This window comes from Vibrio pectenicida, from assembly GCA_024347015.1.
Taxonomy (GTDB): Bacteria; Pseudomonadota; Gammaproteobacteria; order Enterobacterales; family Vibrionaceae; genus Vibrio; species Vibrio pectenicida.
In genome coordinates, this window is the sequence record AP024889.1 from 2,657,181 (window position 1) to 2,678,495 (window position 21,315).

A 21,315-nucleotide genomic window follows, 5' to 3' on the forward strand; every position below is an offset into this window, starting at 1 on the left:
TTATAAATAAGAGCCTGTAAAAGTCCTATCAGGCATTACCCTGAGTTTGATAGTAATATCATTAGAAGTTGCAGTAAGCGAGGATGCAGTAATCCATCGGGAAATGCAGCGAGGACACACACCTAAAGTATGGAGATTTTACCGAGAGCAACTTTAGTGATGATATCCACGGTAAACTGAGATTGAGTATCCATAACGATTATCCTACACACCCCTAACTAATTCGTAGCACTAGTCAAAGGATTGGGTAAAAATAGAGACCGTTAATTTCCCGCGGTAATTAAGCGAACGACAAAGTGGCTTGGTAGTTACGATACGACAGAATCGCTTGGTGAGCACAAAGGTGTACTTTTGTGTACTAACATGTTTTTGCCCCAAAGGTCACTTAGATCAAATGCTCAACACCCTTTAGGGGGCGTGCGTTTACCCTACTAAAACGGCTCTTCTCCGCTTAGGTGAGCTTGATATTTGGGTAAAAAGTTGAGTGTGTATCGGGAACCGATGTTTGTCTGATCTGTTCTGCGCAACTTTTTCAGGACACTTTTTTGTGGTCACATTGTACGCCACACGTTGTGTGACGACAAGGCCCAGTTGGTTCATCAGCTTTTGTGTGCCATAGTCACTGACTTTAAAGCCCTCATTGCATAACCGTTTTCGCAGATCTCGATAACCCAAACTACGTCGACTTTCTTTGAATATCATTCGCTCTACGATATAGATGTAACTGCTCTTGTGTTATTCGCTGAGGTGGCCTTTTCAACCACGCATAATAGGCTGAGCGACTCACATTCAAGCTGTTACATAAACGAGTAACAGGATAATCAGAAGTCAGTCGTTTAATCGTCTCAAAGGCTATTTGGTTTCCTTTAGCAACAGGGCGCTGGCCTTTTTTAGGATGTCCTTTTCCATCCTTAACTCTTTGTTTTCTTTACGTAATCGCATTAAATCTGCTCGTTCGTCAGCAGAGAGCGCTGAGCCGGATTTTTCAGATTCAAATTTCGCTTTCCAGTTGTAAAGAAGCTTGTCTGTGACACCCAAAGATGCCGCTGCCTTTGAAACGCTGTAGCCTTGTTCAGTGATCAACGCCACCGCTTCTCGCCGAAATTCATCGGTATAACTTCTGTTTTTTCGTTTTGTCATAGTCACCTCAATAGTAGGATTATATTCCTTTATCAAAGTGTCCTGTTGGATTAAAGCAGATCAGTTTTCTGCGAGCGTTCCACTTTGCCATTCAAGTGACGAAAGCCAGGCTTATTTAGACGAAACTTGATCCAATAACTTTACAATTATCTATTATGCTCTCCCGCTCACATTTAGACAAAAACAATCACTTTTTATCTTGACATATAATGAGTGATACCGCTGAGTGAGGGGAGACCATTACTTCAGAACTGCTATCTATGTATTTCTGAATATAAAACGTATTGCAAAGATCAACACGCCCTAGTTATTCGATCCACGAACAGCACCATATTCAAGTAATATGGCAATCATTTCTTTTTTATCGTATTTAAATGCATTATCTAACATTGTATCACCAGAATTAACTTTTATGAATACATGGTTCGGATCCACTAACCCACGTTCCAAAAATTCTTTCAAAATTTTCTCATCCGCAGAATAATTGCTCAGATTGTACTGAATATCATAAAAAGTTGACATTTTCATTACATCCTGTCTAGTAAAACTGAATTTTGAGAATAACAAATCAACAACATCTTTTTTAGCGTATGTTATAGCATGTTCCATAACTTCATATGCATCATCCTTGTTTTTCAAATATACCGAAATAGCTTCAAAATTAGATGCTTTAACCGCTTCCTTCAAACTTATATCTCGTAACTTTACTTCTGTAAAATGATCGGTGCTAACCATTCTCGGGACATGAAACTCTGGTTGAAATACAAAATTTAGAATTCTGTCTAAGTTTTTAGCGTCCAAGTTTTCATCCAGAGCAAATTCTTTAAACTCTGTATCCTCGCTGTTTCTAAGGAAATCTATGAGGTGTAGCCCCAGCCCAAGTTTCATATCTTTAGAACTAAAGATAGGAATATCTATTCTACCTTTATCTCCATGAACTTTACGAAAAATTTCTCTGTTTACCCTAGAAAACTGTGCTATGAATTCCTGATGTTCGTGCGTATATGCAGGTGGTACAGTATTATCAAAATGATCAGTCAATGTCAGATACCCATGAGGAAATTGCCCATCAACTATATAAGCATTGCCTCCAAAATCTACAGTTGTATGGCGGGTATTGAGAGGAAGTTGAGCCTCATCATCAGAAAATTCAACGCCAAAAAAAACAAAATCCTGATTGCTTAGACATCTTATATCATCAGAATACGTATTGCTTGCAGTACTAATTCCATTAGATTGCAACTTATTCAACGACTTGATGTTAAGTGTTCCATCAGCATCTACTAAATTTGAGTTACTTTGATGTCTAAAATGGATTTTTGTATTTACCACTTTACTTAGCAAAGCCCTTTCGTCTGAGGTTAAATCATGGACTTTTTCTATTATTTTTGCTAAATAGTGTTTAGATACACTATTAAGATGTTGCAGTGAATGTAATGAAGATTTTCGTCCTGATGGCTCTGCCAGATCTATGTCCAATTTTTTGAAATTAGCACCTTTAGAAAACATTTCAGAATAGCTCTGAGCTGCTATTGTTTTCTTAAAAAATGCTTTTATTGTATCCGCACTTCTGTGCTCTAAATCACTACTCTTAGGCATCGCATCCGGAGATTTTTGTGCAGAAATAACATCATTTTTCATGGATAAATAACCAATAAAATCTTTCCCAAATCCTAGATTATAATAGGAATGTACTCGGGTAAAACCCAATTCATAAAGTGTACTCTCTATCTGACTTGATTTTTGATTTGGAGCTGTCAATAGTTCCATTTCTTCTATAATAAACGCATCCATTTTATTAAACCCAAATTGGTTCGATACCTCATTAACTGCATATTCTAAAGCCGCAGTATCTAATATCCAAGCAGGTGCAATAATGAATGCTGGTTCTTCAAGATCACTTATATCATGTTTGTTAGTGCCGTGATAAACATTACGATGTTTCTCTACAGGATGAATTGAGCCATAATCAGCAAGGACGGGAACAATTGATGCTCGTCCTCCCTCTTTTAGTACGGTATTGGCAATACTATTCGCTAAATCTCGATCATCTCCACCATCTGTATAAGGGTTGATAATAACAACATCCCTTGTTTCTCTTGTTGGGCTCTTATCATCATTTGCAGCTAATGATGTGAAAGAGATTGCATAAAAAACAACCAGCATGTAGATGGGATTAAAATTTATTTTCATTTTTTGTTCGTCCACTATTGATATTGTTGTGAATTTTTAAGAAATGCTAAAAATGGAGTTAATTGTAATGAAAGCCTGTTTAAGGCCTATCAGGTATTACCCTGAGTTTGATAGTAATATCATTATAAGTTGCAGTAATGCAGCGGGGACACACACCTAAAGTATGGAGATTTTACCGAGAGCAACTTTAGTGATGATATCCACGGTAAACTGAGATTGAGTATCCATAACGATTATCCTACACACCCCTAACTAATTCGTAGCACTAGTCAAAGGATTGGGTAAAAATAGAGACCGTTAATTTCCCTCGGTAATTAAGCGAACGACAAAGTGGCTTGGTAGTTACGATACGACAGAATCGCTTGGTGAGCACAAAGGTGTACTTTTGTGTACTAACATGTTTTTGCCACCTTTTTTGTTAGGTCTTTTACTCATTCACGTCCTGTTCATGAGTTTTGCCCTACTAAAAGTTATCTGAATCTAGCTGCGTCAAAATTATAAGTCACAGGGCGATCTTATCTGTTGCTATCCTATTGATTTATCCTTGAAGCCTAAAGAGAAAGAAGGCACTATTTGATCATAAAATACGGACAGTCGCCGTATAGAAAGTGTTAGATCAAAGTAATCCAAATCGAAAAGTAATAACAACGAATAAAACCTAAATTATCAAAAAGGACTCAAATGTTTAAGAAACTTCCACTAGTCGTTCTAATTGTTTTCTCTATCGGTGCCAATGCTCATACTATCACACACGACACTACTCTAGACCAGCGTATAAGGGAGTTGAAGTCTATCGAAGTCTCCCCGGGAAATATCGACAAAAAAATCACTGAAGGTCAATTTGATAAGGTTTTCGAGCTATACAATAGTCTTAATGACGAACAACTAGCAATACAGAAATTTTCAAATTCAGTAGATACAACTAGTGTTATCAATAACTTGGATAAAAACAAAGCGGTAATTGCTAATGAGGCTTTTAATACTGTCCTTAGGAACACTGGAAAAACATTCCCAAAGTCTGCCAACTTCACGCCAAAGGGTATCATTGTGCTTGGCTCAACACCGGGTAAGGGCATTTTGGAAAGACGCCTAGATGATGCTTATAAAATGGCAATAGACGACAAGTCACTACCAATTATTCTATCAGGAAAAGGGCGCGAAGAAGGCGTTGTAGAAGCTGACTACATGTATAATTACCTTATTCGTAAGGGACTGAATAGTGACCGCTTGTACAAAGAGTCGTTATCTCTAGATACCGTTGGTAACGCAGAATTTTCATACTTTACTATTACTGAAAATGAATCACTCAAAGATATCACGGACTGGTTGGTGATCACGAACAACTTCCACGCTATGCGTTCGCTAAACACTTTCAAGTACATTTTCCCTGATAACTACCGTTTAGAAGTATATTTGTCACCGCTTTTACCTGAAGGTGTTACAAATCCTGATAGGCTAAAAATCTTGAAACAACTTGTTACCGGAGAAATGAAATCAGTATCAAACTCACAGTTTATGGGGCTCCTGACTAATGAACGTTTTAATAAGAAAGAGCAACTCTTTAAGGCTGAGAATATAGAAGGACAACCCTGTGCAATCTTGCAAGGGATGCTTATCAAGCATCCACTTTATAATGATAAAGTGGATGAATTGACTGAGCGCTTCAGTAAGTGCTTTACAGCTCAGTAATTATCACTCGATAAATTATCTAATAATTGCCCCATTTTGGGTTACGTGTCGAAGTTCGAACAAAGATGATCGGGTAGATTCGATATAGAAAAATTAATGGGTGACAAAAGGCAATGTATGGTTCGCCCCTTACGGTCAACCTTAATGCAGAGTTAGAGATATAGTCATGGCTGAGTGGGAAAATCCTAATATATTTGATTCGAGTTATGGGCCTGATATTGAAATTACAAGGCTAGACTTGTATAGGTTACTTAATCAATTTATTGCGAGCCGCCGTCTTTCTGAAATGTGCGCGGATGATCCTTATCTAAATCACGCTATGTATGCGCTTGATCATTTCTTCGAAATTGAGGCAACTCGAATCCTTTTAAGTTCTGCCGTGATTGCAAGAGTTATCGATGATAGAGATGGCGATCTTAATAATTATGACACTACTTGTGGAAAGCTAATAAAAAACCTAAACAACCCTAATGATGTTGTAGATCTGAATCTTAGAGAAGCTTGCAATAAGATAATTCATGCTAAAACTATAAAGTATGATGTTGAAGTGCAACGTCAGGGTTATGACCAAAGGTTATTAAACCCTTATATGTACTATTACGGTAGTTTAAAAGGGAAAAATTGGAAGGCTATCCTTAACGTTGTAGATTATGTTAAAAACTATACAGATAATGTCGTATAAAATCTCTAACAAACACATCAAAAATAGCTCAACTTCGTTGCGCTGGATCTCCCTGACGGTCGGCCTTTTATGTGGGCGCTACTTTTCAATACTTCAGCTAATCCGCTATATTCTAATTTAGCAAAACCACTGACAAACTTTTGTCCAGTTATAAGTCACGATACCAACGGGCTGTCTGTGATCACCAAGCGATTCTGTCGTACGAGTTAGTCGTGACTTATCAGCAAATGTGGTAGAGCCTAAAACCACCACTTAGTTGTACTTTACCTTTGTTTAAGCCACTCTTTTAGTATCAAGAGATCGTTTTGGTATTCATTCTTTATTTCCTCAACCCAATCATCAACATTTTCCCACCAAGCAGGGCGTTCTGGAGATTGTGCTTTTTGGGCGACCATTTGGATATGTTTAAGACCAATTGATCCTGCTGCACCTTTAATCTTATGAGCTTCATCTACAATTCCTTGCTGATCTTTTGCAACCATATTGGAATCAAGTACTTTAATATACTCAGGCATCATATTTTCAAACATGGTAATACTATCCAGTACAGGTCGAGGTCCGACTATAGCGACATAAGATTCAAGCATTTCAAGATCTAAGATTCGATGATAAAGATCACTATTCTCTCCCACAATTACAGATTCCAGAGGCTCTGAATACGCGTGATATTCACCAGAAGTAAATTGAGTCATGATCTCCTGTACCGCCTTAACAGATAAGGGCTTACTTATCGCTTCATCCATTCCGTTTTCTATATATTCACTTTTATTTTTAAGTACATTAGCTGTTAAAGCAATTAAAGGCGGGAGTTCTTTATAAGTTTGGCGATAAAACCTAGCGACATCAAACCCTGTCATATCAGGGAGTTGAATATCTAGAAAAACAAGGTCATAAATCTCCGGATCAAACATTTCAATCGCATCTTGGCCTGTCATCGCCACAGTAACCTCATGACCCATACTTTCAAAAAGTGAACGAGCAACCGTGATATTGAGTTCAATATCCTCGACCATAAATATATTTAATTCTTGCTGTTCTTGTTGTGAGCACTCTAATATTTTTTCAGTCGTCGAAATAGGGACACAAATTGTTACCGTAAAAGTACTACCAAAACCCTCTTCACTGCTGACCTCAATATCTCCTCCCATCATCCTTATTAACTGCTTAGAAACCGCCAAACCAATACCAGTTCCCACTGCATGGAGGTTATTTTTGCTCGACTTAACTTGATAATACATAGCAAAAATTTTATCTAATTCAGACTCTGGGATCCCGATGCCGCTATCCTCCACTTCGATGGTGATATGAGCCAAATTGTTTTGAACTTCAGCCTCCACCGTCAGTACAACCCCACCTTCTTTAGTGAATTTCATTGCGTTGCTAATAAGGTTCCAAAGCACTTGTCGAAGTCGAGTGGCATCAACTTCAATAGAAGCTGGCAATTCACTTAAGCGCTCTAAATCAAAACGTAGATTTTTTTGGGACGCCATTAAAGCAGAAATACTCTCCAGTTCAGCGATAAACTCTTCAAAGTTTAAACTGGCAGGAAATAGCTCAAGTTTTCTGCGATCAAACTTATCCATATCAATAATATCGTTAAATATATTCCCCAAAGTAATCGCACTAACATTGATAGTTTTCATTTGGTGACGCTGTTCATCCGTGAGTTGAGTATCAAGCAACATACGACTTAGCCCAACGATACCGTTTAATGGAGTACGTAGCTCATGGCTAATCGTTGAGATAAAGGTTGTCTTATCTCGGCTGGCCTTTTCTAACGACTCTTCATGTCGCTTACGTTCAGTGATATCACGCCCAAAGCCAACTAACCCTAAGTGACGCCCATCTTTGCTATAAAAAGGAACCTTACGTAATTCAAAAAAGCTTTTTTGCCCATCAGGGTATTCCAACCATTGTTCGTATGTTAGAGCCTTATTATCCGAAAAAACTTTTTGATCTGTATCGACAATTTGCTGGGCCACTTCTTTACGATATACATCCCACGGCGTCAGACCCACTAATTGATTTTCTTTTTTTCCAGTCAATTCCTCCATCGCCCTATTACAACCAGAAAATAAACCATCTGCATTACGGTAATAGATAAGATCAGGTGAAGCATCGATGAAAGAGCGCAGAAGTGCTGTTCTTTCAGCTAATTCAAGCTGGGTTCTTTCACGCTGATAGACCTCGTTTTCAAGATCTTTCATCGCTTCTTCTCGTGCTTCTTCAGCCTTAATCCTCTCCTCGATTTCCAAGTTCAGCTTAGATATGTTTTGATGAAGCTTGTGGTTTAAATCCTGATCCCGTGAACGCATATCTCTGAGTTTGGAGACCAACTTAGATAAGCGTTGCCTAGCTTCTTCAAGCTGATCCACAACAACAGATAAGAAGTAGACCGCCCAAGGAGTGATCAAAAGACCAAAAAATACCGATCGTACTATGTCGATATCGTCCACACGACCACTAAGAACTAGCGTGATACCAACTTGAACTACCACAGCCAAAGCTACGATCGCTAGAGCAAGAAGAAGAGAAAAACGTAAAATACCGAGCTTAACGAGAAGATCGACATAATATTGAGCGAGGTTTTTTATAAGTTTCATTGGGCGCTCCGTACGATAAGGTTGTGAAATATTACCTTTTTTCGTATCGCACGGCTAAGAGTTCTAACTCCCACCACCTTCTAATTATTGGATGTGTGATGAATACAAGTCTGGTTTCTACCATTGGCTTTAGCTTGATACAAAGCATTATCAGCAAGTGCAACCGTATCTTCGCTGCTATCAGATGGTTCAGGTGTTAGACTTGCAATGCCTATACTGACAGTTAATGTCGAGCAAACTTTTGAGGCCTTATGCTCAAGTTTTAGTTGCCTAACCTTTTGATGAATAACCTCCGCAACTTGATATGCCCCCTTAGCTGTAGAATTAGGCAGAATAAATGCAAATTCCTCCCCACCATAACGTGCCACACAATCACTACTACGGTTTAAAACTGATCTGAAGCTTTCAGCTACCTTGACTAACGCATCATCACCAGCTTGGTGTCCATAATGATCATTAAAACCTTTAAAATAATCTATATCACACAGCATAATAGTTAAAGGCTTATGCGCTCGTGCATGTAAAGGCCATAAAGTCGCAAGTTGCTCATCAAAATAACGTCGGTTACCTATTTGGGTTAAGCTATCGACAAGGCTCAAACGTGCCAACTCCTGATTGGCTTCTTCAAGTTTTTGAGCGGCTAAATAACGCTCTGAAACATCCCTCGCCATTATCAATACTCCATTCGTACCAGAAGCTGGGTCGCGAAAAGGGGATTTCACCACATCGTACCAGGTAAAATTACCCTTACTATCGACCAACTGATCGATATAGCGCAGTGATCTACCCTCATATAACACTTTCTGGTCGGTTTCTGATAAACGAGTATATACCTCATGAGGAATTAATTCTTGGAGACGTTTGCCAATTAGTTCATTAATATCTGAGATTCCTAAAGCCTTAACAAAAGGTTTATTACACGCTTGATAAACCATATTTTCATTAAAGATCCCAATGGCGTCAGGGCTAGACTCAAGTATATTTTGTAAAATGGTATCACGTTGCGCCAACGCCACCTCAGTATCTCGACGTCGATCCATTTCATCACGTAAGTTTTTTTGTATGTTGTGCCAGTCCGTCACGTCATGGCTAATACCTATAGTTCCTAACTTTTCACCCGACGAAGAAATCAAGATATTTTGATATGTTTCCAACAAACAGCTACGCCCTTCAATATCAATCGTCCAGCGGCGTTTGTTAGCTCGACCTTTAACAACTCCCTTAATATCAGCACAACCTTCTTGGCGTCGTTCTCCCCAAAAACGCTCAAATGCTTTATTCGTTGATATCAGTTCACCCTCATTATTCTTGATAAAAACTAACTCAGTAAGATTATCCAAAGCACTGCGTACCACAGACAATGACTCTATTTCTCTCACCATTTCAGTATGTGAAGCTTGATGGGACGAAAGGTATAACAACCAGACAATACGGCCACGATAAACCGTCCTACGTCCGCTAATCTCAACTTTAATATGGTTATTTTTTGATACCTTCCACTCTATAGGAAAACACTTGAACCCCTCCCCAGCAAAAAGCCCGACTGTTGACATTAAAAAATCACGAGAGACAGAATCAGGAAACAGGAATGATTTCCCAACACGGCGAATAGCCAATAGCTGCATTGCATTCTTATTAGAAAGCAGTAGTTTGCCTGATTTGGCTTCTACTAAGATAAGGGCCGACGGGGCATCTTGCACCAGAAGGTCTATATGTTTCTGTAATCGCGAATAGAGCGCAATTGACAGCAAAAGGAAGAATAGAATCACCACGAGGTCGAGACCATGCCCATGAGACGTATCCCATAACCAGTAAAACACCTGCTCCATTCGTACTTCTCTGCATTTAGATGCGACTTAGTATTAAGATTACAAAAAATATCAGCTGACTGCTGGTTTTTCTGTATTGAATAACACTTTTTTCGTAAACAGCTTCGTCTTGTGAAAAATAATAATGAATAACTCTAACGAAAAGGCGAATAACTACTCAATCCTGCCAAACTTTGTGTTTAAACCAGTGCATTGTGCTGATGTTTTTATTTCCAACTGAACTTAATTGTTGCAAAATTGTAACAATTAAAAGAATAAGTCATTGAAATATTTGAACTTTAAATGGAATTAACTAGTAAATAGGCCATTGAGGTTGCATCTCATCAAAAACTTGACCTTTTACATCATAAGATTTAGGTTGTGGGAATCGATGAAAATGAATTCATCTTGTTGCGAAAACTAATAAGAAGTTTTTATAGCATATTTATGTAAATAAAAATCAATATAATGCATAAGTAACCATCAATACCAATTATCATCATGTTGGTAACACTGTCTGGTAGACAGAGAAGCAAAGGGAGAATTGCAATGGCTTTATATGACCCAAGCCTTGAAAAAGACAACTGTGGATTTGGTTTGATCGCACACATGGAAGGGCAACCTAGTCACAAATTGGTTCGTACAGCAATTTCAGCACTCGATCGTATGACTCACCGAGGTGGTATCGCTGCAGATGGAAAAACTGGCGATGGCTGTGGTTTACTACTTCAAAAACCTGATACTTACCTACGTCTCATCGCTGAAGAAAATGGTTTTAAGTTAGGTAAGCAATACGCTATTGGCATGGTTTTCTTCAATCAAAACCCTTCTCAAGCCAAATCAGCTAAAGACATTATCAATAAAGAACTGGCTCAAGAAACATTGACTGTCGCTGGATGGCGGGTTGTCCCTACTAACACTGATGTGCTCGGACCTATCGCTCTAAATTCGTTACCTAATATTCAACAGGTATTTATTTCAGCCCCAGCAGGGTGGCGTGAACGCGACATTGAACGTCGTCTATACATAGCTCGTCGTCGTATTGAAAAACAAATAGTTCAAGATAACGATTTCTATATATGCAGTTTATCTACTCAGGTTTTGGTCTATAAAGGCCTTTGTATGCCAGCAGATTTACCACGCTTCTACCTCGACCTTGCTGATTTACGTATGGAGTCAGCCATTTGCTTATTCCACCAACGTTTTTCAACCAACACTCAACCACGATGGCCTCTTGCTCAACCTTTCCGCTATCTTGCCCATAATGGTGAAATTAATACCATAGATGGGAATCGTCAGTGGGCTCGTGCACGTGCATATAAATTTAACTCTCCACTGCTTCCAGATCTGCAAAGCGCAGCGCCATTTGTTAATGAAACCGGATCAGACTCATCAAGTCTAGATAATATGCTCGACCTATTTTTAGCAGGTGGGATGGATGTATTTCGAGCAATGAGAATGCTAGTTCCACCTGCATGGCAAAATCATCCAGATATGGACCCAGATTTGCGGGCATTTTACGATTTTAACTCGAAACATATGGAACCTTGGGATGGCCCCGCTGGAATTGTATTATCTGATGGTCGCTATGCAGCCTGCAACCTCGACCGTAATGGTTTACGGCCTGCACGCTATGTCATTACCAAAGATAAACTTATCACTCTAGCATCAGAAGTCGGCATCTGGGACTATGCTCCTGATGAAGTTGCCGAGAAAGGTCGAGTCGGTCCAGGAGAATTGTTCGTTATCGATACTCGGCGCGGTAAATTATGGCAATCAAGCGATATTGACAATGATCTCAAAGGTCGTCATCCATATAAAGAATGGATGGATAATAACGTCCACAAGCTCACCCCATTTTCTCAATTGCCCGAACAACAGGTAGGTAAACGTAATTTTGATAGTGCTCTTCTAAAGACATATCAGAAGCAGTTCGCAATGACCAATGAAGAAGTCGATCAAGTACTCAGAGTATTAGGAGATATAGGTCAAGAAGCCGTTGGGTCGATGGGCGATGATACACCTATGGCTGTACTATCTTCAAAAGAACGACTTGTGACCGACTACTTTCGGCAAAAATTTGCTCAGGTTACAAATCCCCCAATAGATCCGCTCCGTGAAAAGCACGTCATGTCACTCGCCAGCAGCGTGGGTCAAGAAATGAATGTATTCTGTGAAACTGATGGCCATGCCCACAGAGTTACATTTGATTCCCCTGTCTTACTCTACTCAGACATGCAACAATTACTTAAACTTGCCGATGCTCACTATCGCAATACTGTCATTGATATCAATTACAATCCAAATACCAAAGATCTCAGGCAAGCAATACATGACTTATGTGAGCAAGCCATTGACGTAGTTCGTAATGGTACAGTTTTAGTTATATTGTCTGATCGCAACTTAGTCAAAGGAAAGGTACCTATCCCTGCGGCTATGGCAGTGGGTGCTGTTCAAAATCATCTGATAAAAGAAAATCTCCGTTGTGATGCAAATATTCTAGTTGAAACAGCAACAGCTCGAGACCCACATCAGTTTGCCGTTCTTTTAGGTTTTGGCGCAACTGCGATATACCCATACCTAGCTTATGAAACCTTAGGCAAATTGATCGATGATGGCGTATTGGAAAAAAGCTATCGGGATGTGATGCAAAACTACCAATATGGTATCAACAAAGGTCTTTACAAAATCATGTCGAAAATGGGAATTTCGACTATTGCTTCATATCGTTGCTCTCAATTATTTGAAGCTGTTGGTATCAATAGTGATATTGTCGATCTCTGTTTCGATGGCGTCTCAACACGTATTCAAGGCGCAAGCTTTGAAGACTTCCAACAAGATTTGTTCAATTTATCCCAAAAAGCGTGGGCTAAACGCAAAGCGATAGAGCAAGGTGGCTTACTTAAATACGTTCATGGTGGGGAATACCATGCTTATAACCCAGATGTCGTTAGTACTTTACAGCAAGCAGTAAAGTCAGGCGAAATACTTGACTACAAGAGTTTTGCTCAGCAAGTAAATCAGCGACCAATTGCAATGCTTCGCGATCTAATGAGATTAAAAAAATCAGGAACACCACTTACACTTGAAAGCATTGAAACAAATACAGAGCTTTTCAAGCGCTTTGACTCCGCAGCTATGTCTATAGGCGCTTTAAGCCCCGAAGCTCATGAAGCACTGGCAACGGCAATGAACCGCCTAGGTGGTTATTCAAACTCAGGAGAAGGTGGTGAAGATCCGCGTCGCTTTGGTACTGAGCGTAATTCTCGTATTAAGCAAGTTGCCTCTGGACGATTTGGTGTTACCCCTCACTACTTAACCAATGCCGATGTACTTCAAATAAAAGTAGCTCAAGGGGCAAAACCAGGTGAAGGCGGGCAACTTCCAGGTCATAAAGTGACAGCAGAAATAGCCAAGCTTCGCTATTCTGTGCAAGGAGTGACGCTTATCTCGCCTCCCCCACATCATGATATTTATTCTATTGAAGATCTTGCCCAACTGATCTTCGACCTTAAACAAGTCAATCCAAAAGCCTTAGTTTCTGTAAAACTGGTTAGTGAACCTGGTGTAGGGACCATAGCAACAGGGGTGGCTAAAGCTTATGCCGATCTTATCACTATATCAGGCTATGATGGAGGGACTGCTGCTAGTCCACTCACTTCAGTGAAATATGCTGGTTGCCCTTGGGAGCTAGGCTTAGCTGAAACCCAACAAGCACTAGTAGCAAATGGACTGCGACACAAAATTCGTCTGCAAGTCGATGGTGGTCTTAAAACAGGTTTAGATGTGGTAAAAGCAGCCATATTAGGCGCTGAAAGCTTTGGTTTTGGCACCGCGCCTATGGTAGCCATGGGTTGTAAGTTCCTACGAATATGTCATCTTAATAACTGTGCAACTGGTGTTGCAACTCAAGACGAAACATTACGCAAAGAATATTTCAAAGGTCTACCAGAACAGGTAATGAACTATTTTATCGGCCTTGCTGATGAAGTGCGAACATTGTTAGCTGAATTAGGTGTCGAAAAATTGACCGACCTTATCGGCCATACTGAGTTCCTAGAAGCCGTAGAAGGAATCACAGCAAAACAGTCTAAGCTAGATTTAACCCATATTCTTGAAAAGCCTATTTCACCAGAAAAACACCCTTTATTTTGGGCTAAACCTAATACACCTTTTGATACAGGTGAACTCAATCAGAAAATCCTCGACGATGCACTAACCGCGATTGAAGAGTGCAAACCTGCCAGTTTTTTCTATAACGTAATCAATACTGACCGCTCTATTGGTGCACGAATCTCAGGAGAGATTGCTAAGCGTTATGGCAACCAAGGGATGGCAACATCCCCTATTAAGCTGTATCTAGATGGTACAGCCGGACAATCTTTTGGTGTTTGGAATGCCGGTGGCGTTGAACAATATCTCACAGGCGATGCTAATGACTATGTGGGTAAAGGTATGGCTGGAGGGAAGTTGGTCATCAAGCCACACCTGGGTACTGCATTTCGATGTAATGAAGCAAGCATTATTGGTAACACTTGTTTATACGGTGCGACTGGTGGCAAATTGTTTGCCTCAGGTACAGCGGGTGAACGATTCGGTGTACGTAATTCAGGCACTATAGCTGTCGTTGAAGGTGCTGGCGATAACGCATGTGAATACATGACTGGAGGTATTGTGGCAATTCTTGGTTCAACTGGAGTGAACTTCGGGGCTGGAATGACAGGTGGGTTCGCATATGTGCTGGATCAAAACCAAGACTTTCAGGGCCGCGTAAACAATGAGTCAGTTGAAGCACTTGTACTTTCAGATCTATATATCCATCAAGAGCATCTACGTGGCTTAATTGCCGAGCACTTAGAAGAAACAGGCTCAGTACATGCTGAAGACATTCTAGCAAACTTTGATGAATGGATTCCAAAGTTCTACCTTATAAAACCCAAAGCTGCTGATCTTCGCTCTCTACTTGGGCACCAAAGTCGCAGCGCAGCAGAACTGCGCGTTCAAGCACAATAATCAAGGAGGATGTCTGAATCATGAGCCAAAACGTATATCAATTCATTGACGTAAACCGTGTAGATCCTGCCAAAAAGCAAATTAAAGTACGTCAAATCGAGTTCGTTGAAATATATGAACCTTTTACAAAACAACAAGCAACCGCACAGGCAGATAGATGTTTAGATTGTGGCAACCCCTACTGCGAGTGGAAGTGTCCAGTACATAATTACATCCCCCAATGGCTAAAACTTGCCAATGAAGGCCGAATTATAGAAGCTGCTGAGCTTTCACACCAAACCAACAGCTTACCAGAAGTATGTGGCCGTGTTTGTCCACAAGATAGGCTGTGTGAAGGGTCGTGTACTTTGAATGATGACTTTGGAGCTGTCACCATAGGTAATATCGAAAAATACATTACAGACAAAGCATTTGAAATGGGCTGGAAACCGGACATGTCTGAAGTGGAGTGGACAGATAAAAAAGTCGCTATTATTGGAGCTGGCCCTGCCGGACTCGCTGCAGCAGACATACTTGTGCGTAATGGTGTTAAGCCTGTGGTATTTGATCGCTATCCAGAAATCGGTGGCCTACTCACCTTTGGCATTCCTTCTTTTAAACTAGAAAAAGGTGTCATGGAGAATCGCCGCCGAATTTTTACCGATATGGGTGTGGAATTTCGTCTAAACATTGAAGTAGGCCAAGATATAAAAATGCAGCAGTTGCTTGATGATTTTGATGCTGTGTTTCTAGGTGTAGGTACTTACAAATACATGCAAGCAAATCTAGAACATGAAGATGCCAACGGCGTCTATGACGCTCTGCCTTTCCTCATATCCAATGCCTATAACGTTATGGAACTCGATAGCACTCAGCCTTTTATCAATATGGCCAATAAAAAGGTCGTCGTACTAGGAGGAGGTGATACCGCAATGGATTGTGTACGGACATCAATTCGTCATGGAGCTTCAAGTGTTACTTGCGCTTATAGACGTGATGAAGAGAGCATGCCAGGCTCACGACGTGAGGTTAAAAACGCCAAAGAAGAAGGTGTCAAATTCCAGTTTAACCTCCAACCACTAGCAATCGAAGTCGACGCTTCAGGTAGAGTTTCGGGTGTAAAGGTTATAAAAACTGAGTTAGGCAAACCAGATAGTTTAGGTCGTAGAAAACCTGAACCAGTTCAAGGATCTGAGCATATATTGCCAGCAGATGCGATTATAATGGCGTTTGGTTTCCAGCCGCACCAGATGAAATGGCTGACACCTTTCGGTGTTGATCTCGACCAATGGGGTCGCATCAAAGCTCCTGAAGTTCAAACATTCCAATACCAGACTACCAATGAAAAGATTTTTGCTGGCGGTGATGTGGTAAGAGGTTCAGATTTAGTCGTCACAGCAATTGACGAGGGGCGTAAGGCTGCTGAAGGTATCCTTGATTATCTCGAAATCTAACCAGCTAGCACAAACGAATCAAGAGGGTTGACGTTTTAACGTCAGCCCTTTTTTATAGGGTAAGTTAAGCTCTCAGTAATTAATCGACAGCTATTAAGGATACGGTGAATGACAAAAAGCACTCTTTTAAGTGTATCGCTACTAATATTAACCGCTTGCAGCCAAGGAGTTCAAACCATGACAGATCGCACTTTATCGCCTTGTGGGGATAAACCTAATTGCGTCTCCACGCAAGACGATAGGGATACACATAACCTAAAACCCTATATTCTGACAAAAAACGCTAATTTAAACACAATTGAACAAACTGCTCTGCAATTATCCGGAGCAAAGCTTGCTGCTAAGCAAGACGGTTATCTACGGATTGAATGCACATCAAGAATTATGCGCTTTACAGACGATCTCGAACTGAGAATTGAGGGTGAAACTTTAATAGTAAGATCGGAATCTCGTATCGGATATTCAGACTTTGGTGTTAATCGAAAACGTGCAAACCAATTAAGAGCATTACTTAAAGAGAACAATATAATTTTTTAAATAGCACTGATTTCAGGCAAAAGCCGAAGCATAGACTTCGGTTTTTATCTATCTGATTTCAGTTACTCAGCTTCATTACGAAAAACCACCAATCTCTTAGGTGCGACCTTGCCGTCATCGTTTAACTCTGCTATTCCAATAAAAGTCCGCTGACCACCGGATGTCATTCGCAGTGCTGTCCCATCAGGCGCCCCAAAGACTTGAACTGGCATACCATGTTGGACCAAATCGGTCAGCTCAGCATTTAGATTCACCTCTGGTAAATCTTCAACAGCAGTATCCATAGGCAATAATAGAGGGTCAAGAAGTTCTTTGGGAGCAACGTCATCGTGCTGTGCTTGCTCTAAAATCTCACTCAATTGCTCTATTGTGACCATTTTTTCATAAGGATAGTTAGCAACACCAGTGCGGCGGAGCATGGTAACGTGAGCTCCACAACCAAGCATTTCACCAAGATCGTCAACGATGGTGCGGATATACGTCCCTTTTGAGCAGTGTATTTCCATCTCAACTTCGCAGCCTTCAAAGCGATGAAGGATAATTTCATATACCTTTATCTTGCGAGCTTCACGAGGTACTTCAATACCTTTACGAGCATATTCGTAAAGTGGTTTACCTTGATATTTCAAGGCGGAAAACATAGAAGGGACTTGGTCAGATTCGCCACGAAACCTATCAATACAAGCTTCTAATTTTTCGAGAGGTACATTAACTGAGCGTGTCTCAACAATTTCGCCATCAGAATCAGAGGTATTTGTACGCTCACCTAGTTTCGCTATCACTCGATAACGTTTATCAGAATCTAACAAAAACTGAGAGAACTTCGTTGCTTCACCAAGGCAGATTGGCAACATACCTGTCGCTAGGGGATCCAGAGCACCGGTATGACCTGCTTTTTCTGCAAAGTAAATACGCTTTACTTTTTGCAATGCATCATTAGATGAAATACCTGTAGGTTTATCCAAAAGGACAACACCATTAATTGGACGACCTTTACGACGACGAGCCATTAAGCACTGCCCTCTTCTGGATTGCTATCTTCACGGCCAGCGTCTTGCTGCTTACGTTTATCTTCGCTAATAACCTCACTCACTAGATTCGACATCCGCATACCCTCAACAAGAGTATTATCGTAATGGAAACGAATTTCTGGAGTTAAACGCAGACGAATACGCTTACCCAGCATCATGCGAATGTGCACTTCATGCTCACGTAATGCCATAAGGCATGACTCTGGAGTTTGTTCACCTACACACAAGAAGGTCACAAATACTTTTGCATAAGCTAGGTCACGTGATACTTCCACATCGGAAATAGTCACCATGCCTAAACGTGAATCACGAACTTCCCTTTGTAGAAGCATTGCTAATTCTTTTTGCAGCTGTTGTGCAACGCGCTGCGTCCGACTAAATTCTTTTGACATATCTTTGCTCTTATTAGAAAGAATGGGGGGATGGTCATAACCAGCCCCCCATGGCGTATTCAACAACCAATTACCACTTATTTTTCAAAGCTGGTTTAGTCAATTAATCAAGAGTACGTTTTATTTCAATGATTTCGAATACTTCGATTTGGTCACCAACGCGTACATCATTGTAGTTCTTAACGCCGATACCACATTCGTAACCACTCTTAACTTCTTGAACATCATCTTTAAAGCGACGAAGTGATTCAAGCTCACCCTCGTAGATAACAATGTTATCACGAAGAACACGAATTGGATTATTACGCTTAATTAATCCTTCAGTGACCATACAGCCCGCAATAGCGCCAAGCTTAGGTGACTTAAATACATCTCGAACTTCAGCAAGACCAATAATCTCTTGCTTGAATTCAGGTGCTAACATTCCGCCCATAGCCTGTTTCACTTCATCAATCAATTGGTAAATAATTGAGTAGTAACGCAGATCTAGGTTTTCATTCTCAACAGTACGGCGAGCAGTTGCATCTGCACGTACGTTAAAACCAAGCAGAATTGCATTAGAAGCTGCAGCTAATACTGCGTCAGTCTCAGTAATACCACCAACACCAGAACCAACAATATTCACTTTAACTTCATCGGTAGAAAGTTTCACTAGCGAATCTGAGATTGCCTCTACAGAACCCTGAACATCAGCTTTAAGCACAACATTCAATTCAGCGACTTCACCAGCTGTCATATTCGAGAACATATTCTCTAGTTTCGCTTTTTGCTGACGAGCAAGTTTCACTTCACGGAATTTACCTTGACGGTAGTTCGCCACTTCACGTGCTTTACGCTCATCGCGAACTACAGTTGCTTCATCACCAGAAGCTGGAACTCCAGAAAGACCTAAAATCTCTACAGGGATAGAAGGACCAGCGGTTGTCACTTCTTGACCGTTCTCATCGCGCATTGCACGTACACGGCCGTATTCTTGACCACATAGAACGATATCGCCTTTGTTCAAAGTACCAGACTGTACCAATACAGTTGCAACTGGACCGCGTCCTTTATCTAGACGAGATTCAACAACCACACCAGATGCCATGCCTTCCTCAACTGCTGCTAGTTCAAGAACTTCAGATTGAAGAAGGATCGTCTCTAGCAGGCCTTCAATGTTGGTACCTTGCTTAGCAGAAATGTGAACAAACATGTTCTCACCACCCCACTCCTCAGGAATAACATTATATTGGGCCAGCTCGTTTTTCACGTTATCTGGGTTAGCATCTTCTTTATCGATCTTGTTTACAGCAACAATTAGCGGTACTTCAGCTGCTTTCGCATGTTGAATCGCCTCAATTGTTTGTGGCATAACACCATCATCAGCAGCCACTACAAGTACAACAATATCAGTCGCTTGTGCACCACGTGCACGCATTGCAGTAAACGCCGCGTGTCCAGGAGTATCAAGGAAGGTAATCATACCGTTGTCAGTTTCAACGTGGTAGGCACCAATATGCTGAGTAATACCACCTGCTTCACCTGACGCAACATGAGCTTTACGGATGTAATCAAGTGTAGATGTCTTACCATGGTCTACGTGACCCATAATAGTAACAACCGGTGCGCGAGGAACAGATTCAGAGTTGTTATCACGATCAGATAGTACGGCTTCTTCTAGTTCGTTCTCCTTACGCAGGGTAACTTTATGGCCCATTTCTTCGGCAATCAGCTGAGCAGTTTCTTGATCGATAACTTGATTAATTGTTGCCATTGCACCCATTTTCATCATCACTTTGATGACTTCGGTGCCTTTGACTGACATTTTATTAGCCAGTTCAGAAACTACGATAGTTTCCCCAATCACAACATCGGCTTTAGCAACCGTTGCTGTCTTATCAAAGCCCTGTTGCATCGAAGCAGGCTTGGCTAGCTTACCTTTGCTACGGCCTCTGCCACCACGTTGGTTGCGAGCATTGCGGTTTTGTTCTTCAGTTTTGGCTCCAGAAGCTTTCTTCTTCTTACGGCGACCACCTTCTTCACGACGATCAGCAGCATCTTCTGCTTCACGGGCATATGTTGAAGTTGTCACATGGTAATCAGAGTTTTCTAGCTCCTTTTTCTTCTGCTCTTCTTCACTCCAACGAACTTCATTTTCTTCAGCTAGTTTACGAGCATCTTCGACCAGTTTTGCCGCCTCTTGTTCAGCTTTACGCTGAGCTTCTTCTTCTTGACGACGTTTTAGGTCGTCTGCTTCATTTTTCACTTGCACGGTCAATTCTGCACTTTTTGCATTCATGTCTTTCTTAGCCTTATCAGCTTGTACGCGTTTAGCTTTTTCTCCAGCTTCACGTTTTGCATCCGCTTCTCGTTTCGCTTTTTCTTCAGCCTCACGCTGTACTTTCTCTGCAGCTTCACGTTTTGCTACTTCTTCAGCCTCACGCTTAGCAAGCTCTTCGGCTTCACGATTTGCTGCTTCCTCAGCTTCACGATTAGCGTCGTCTTCGATAATACTGCGCTTCACATAAGTTCGTTTCTTGCGAACTTCAATTTGAACATCTTTACTCTTTCCACCACCAGCATTCACACTTAGTGTGCTGCGAGTTTTTCTCTGTAGAGTCAAACGAGTAGGCTCAGCTTCACCAGAGGTGTCACCGTGCTCTTTTTTAAGGTGTGTCAGAAGTGTTTGCTTCTCTTCTTCGCTCACCTGGTCTGCACTTGCTTTTGCCATACCAGCATCAGCAAGTTGCTCTAATAAGCGGTCAACTGGCGTACCAATTTCGTCACTAAGAGCCTTAACAGTAATTTGTGTCAT

Annotated in this window: 12 protein-coding genes and 1 pseudogene; 5 read left to right on the forward strand and 8 right to left on the reverse strand. The window is 40.9% G+C overall.

What is annotated here, in order from left to right; genetic code table 11:
* Positions 1–624 precede the first annotated feature (624 nt).
* The 3 genes and pseudogenes from OCV27_RS20880 to OCV27_RS12195 all read right to left on the reverse strand — a co-directional run.
* A pseudogene (locus OCV27_RS20880) lies at positions 625–702 on the reverse strand (hypothetical protein); the annotation flags it as partial.
* Between the two features lie 150 nt (positions 703–852).
* A complete protein-coding gene (locus OCV27_RS12190; protein ID WP_125323134.1) occupies positions 853–1,140 on the reverse strand; it encodes a transposase in 288 nt (95 codons plus the stop codon).
* Between the two features lie 303 nt (positions 1,141–1,443).
* Positions 1,444–3,333 carry a T3SS effector OspC family protein gene (locus OCV27_RS12195; RefSeq protein ID WP_221740627.1) on the reverse strand — a complete coding sequence of 630 codons (1,890 nt, stop codon included), beginning with the start codon at positions 3,331–3,333 and terminating at the stop codon, positions 1,444–1,446.
* 681 nt (positions 3,334–4,014) lie between these two features.
* Between OCV27_RS12195 and OCV27_RS12200 the strand changes: the two genes are divergently transcribed.
* Complete coding sequence (locus OCV27_RS12200; protein ID WP_245986856.1) at positions 4,015–5,022, forward strand: YdcF family protein; 1,008 nt, start codon at positions 4,015–4,017, stop codon at positions 5,020–5,022.
* Positions 5,023–5,188: 166 nt separating this feature from the next.
* Positions 5,189–5,704, forward strand: coding sequence for a hypothetical protein (locus tag OCV27_RS12205; protein ID WP_125323135.1), 516 nt, complete (start codon positions 5,189–5,191; stop codon positions 5,702–5,704).
* A 263-nt stretch (positions 5,705–5,967) separates the two neighbouring features.
* Here OCV27_RS12205 and arcB read toward each other — a convergent pair whose 3' ends face one another.
* Together arcB and OCV27_RS12215 are read right to left on the reverse strand one after the other, a co-directional pair.
* Positions 5,968–8,307 carry an aerobic respiration two-component sensor histidine kinase ArcB gene (gene arcB, locus OCV27_RS12210; protein ID WP_125323136.1) on the reverse strand — a complete coding sequence of 780 codons (2,340 nt, stop codon included), beginning with the start codon at positions 8,305–8,307 and terminating at the stop codon, positions 5,968–5,970.
* A gap of 80 nt (positions 8,308–8,387) precedes the next feature.
* Complete coding sequence (locus OCV27_RS12215) at positions 8,388–10,136, reverse strand: sensor domain-containing diguanylate cyclase (protein ID WP_125323137.1); 1,749 nt, start codon at positions 10,134–10,136, stop codon at positions 8,388–8,390.
* 528 nt (positions 10,137–10,664) lie between these two features.
* On the opposite strand from OCV27_RS12215, the gene gltB reads away from it, so the two are divergent.
* The 3 genes from gltB (at position 10,665) to OCV27_RS12230 (ending at position 17,098) form a co-directional block, all read left to right on the forward strand.
* Positions 10,665–15,128, forward strand: a complete 4,464-nt coding sequence (gltB, locus tag OCV27_RS12220; protein WP_125322534.1) for a glutamate synthase large subunit — start codon at positions 10,665–10,667, stop codon at positions 15,126–15,128.
* A gap of 20 nt (positions 15,129–15,148) precedes the next feature.
* On the forward strand, positions 15,149–16,561 hold the full coding sequence (locus OCV27_RS12225) for an FAD-dependent oxidoreductase (RefSeq protein ID WP_125322535.1): 1,413 nt from the start codon (positions 15,149–15,151) through the stop codon (positions 16,559–16,561).
* A 108-nt stretch (positions 16,562–16,669) separates the two neighbouring features.
* Positions 16,670–17,098: a DUF1499 domain-containing protein gene (locus OCV27_RS12230; protein ID WP_125322536.1), complete on the forward strand. Its 429-nt coding sequence runs from the start codon at positions 16,670–16,672 to the stop codon at positions 17,096–17,098.
* Positions 17,099–17,160: 62 nt separating this feature from the next.
* Here the strand turns inward: OCV27_RS12230 and truB are convergent, their stop codons facing one another.
* From truB to infB, 3 genes are all read right to left on the reverse strand, one after another.
* Positions 17,161–18,108 (reverse strand): tRNA pseudouridine(55) synthase TruB, encoded by a 948-nt coding sequence (truB, locus tag OCV27_RS12235; RefSeq protein ID WP_125322537.1) that lies wholly within the window; start codon positions 18,106–18,108, stop codon positions 17,161–17,163.
* Entirely contained in the window at positions 18,108–18,521 is a 414-nt protein-coding gene (rbfA, locus tag OCV27_RS12240; RefSeq protein WP_125322538.1) for a 30S ribosome-binding factor RbfA, read from the reverse strand. The genes truB and rbfA overlap by 1 nt, the downstream gene beginning before the upstream one ends.
* A gap of 103 nt (positions 18,522–18,624) precedes the next feature.
* Entirely contained in the window at positions 18,625–21,315 is a 2,691-nt protein-coding gene (gene infB, locus OCV27_RS12245) for a translation initiation factor IF-2 (RefSeq protein ID WP_125322539.1), read from the reverse strand.

Excerpts from the sequence above, each read along its gene's own strand:
- OCV27_RS12190 (WP_125323134.1), bottom strand. The coding sequence starts at position 1,140 with ATGACAAAACGAAAAAACAGAAGTTATACCGATGAATTTCGGCGAGAA.
- OCV27_RS12195 (WP_221740627.1), bottom strand. The coding sequence starts at position 3,333 with ATGAAAATAAATTTTAATCCCATCTACATGCTGGTTGTTTTTTATGCA.
- OCV27_RS12200 (WP_245986856.1), top strand. The coding sequence starts at position 4,015 with ATGTTTAAGAAACTTCCACTAGTCGTTCTAATTGTTTTCTCTATCGGT.
- OCV27_RS12205 (WP_125323135.1), top strand. The coding sequence starts at position 5,189 with ATGGCTGAGTGGGAAAATCCTAATATATTTGATTCGAGTTATGGGCCT.
- arcB (WP_125323136.1), bottom strand. The coding sequence starts at position 8,307 with ATGAAACTTATAAAAAACCTCGCTCAATATTATGTCGATCTTCTCGTT.
- OCV27_RS12215 (WP_125323137.1), bottom strand. The coding sequence starts at position 10,136 with ATGGAGCAGGTGTTTTACTGGTTATGGGATACGTCTCATGGGCATGGT.
- gltB (WP_125322534.1), top strand. The coding sequence starts at position 10,665 with ATGGCTTTATATGACCCAAGCCTTGAAAAAGACAACTGTGGATTTGGT.
- OCV27_RS12225 (WP_125322535.1), top strand. The coding sequence starts at position 15,149 with ATGAGCCAAAACGTATATCAATTCATTGACGTAAACCGTGTAGATCCT.
- OCV27_RS12230 (WP_125322536.1), top strand. The coding sequence starts at position 16,670 with ATGACAAAAAGCACTCTTTTAAGTGTATCGCTACTAATATTAACCGCT.
- truB (WP_125322537.1), bottom strand. The coding sequence starts at position 18,108 with ATGGCTCGTCGTCGTAAAGGTCGTCCAATTAATGGTGTTGTCCTTTTG.
- rbfA (WP_125322538.1), bottom strand. The coding sequence starts at position 18,521 with ATGTCAAAAGAATTTAGTCGGACGCAGCGCGTTGCACAACAGCTGCAA.
- infB (WP_125322539.1), bottom strand. The coding sequence starts at position 21,315 with ATGACACAAATTACTGTTAAGGCTCTTAGTGACGAAATTGGTACGCCA.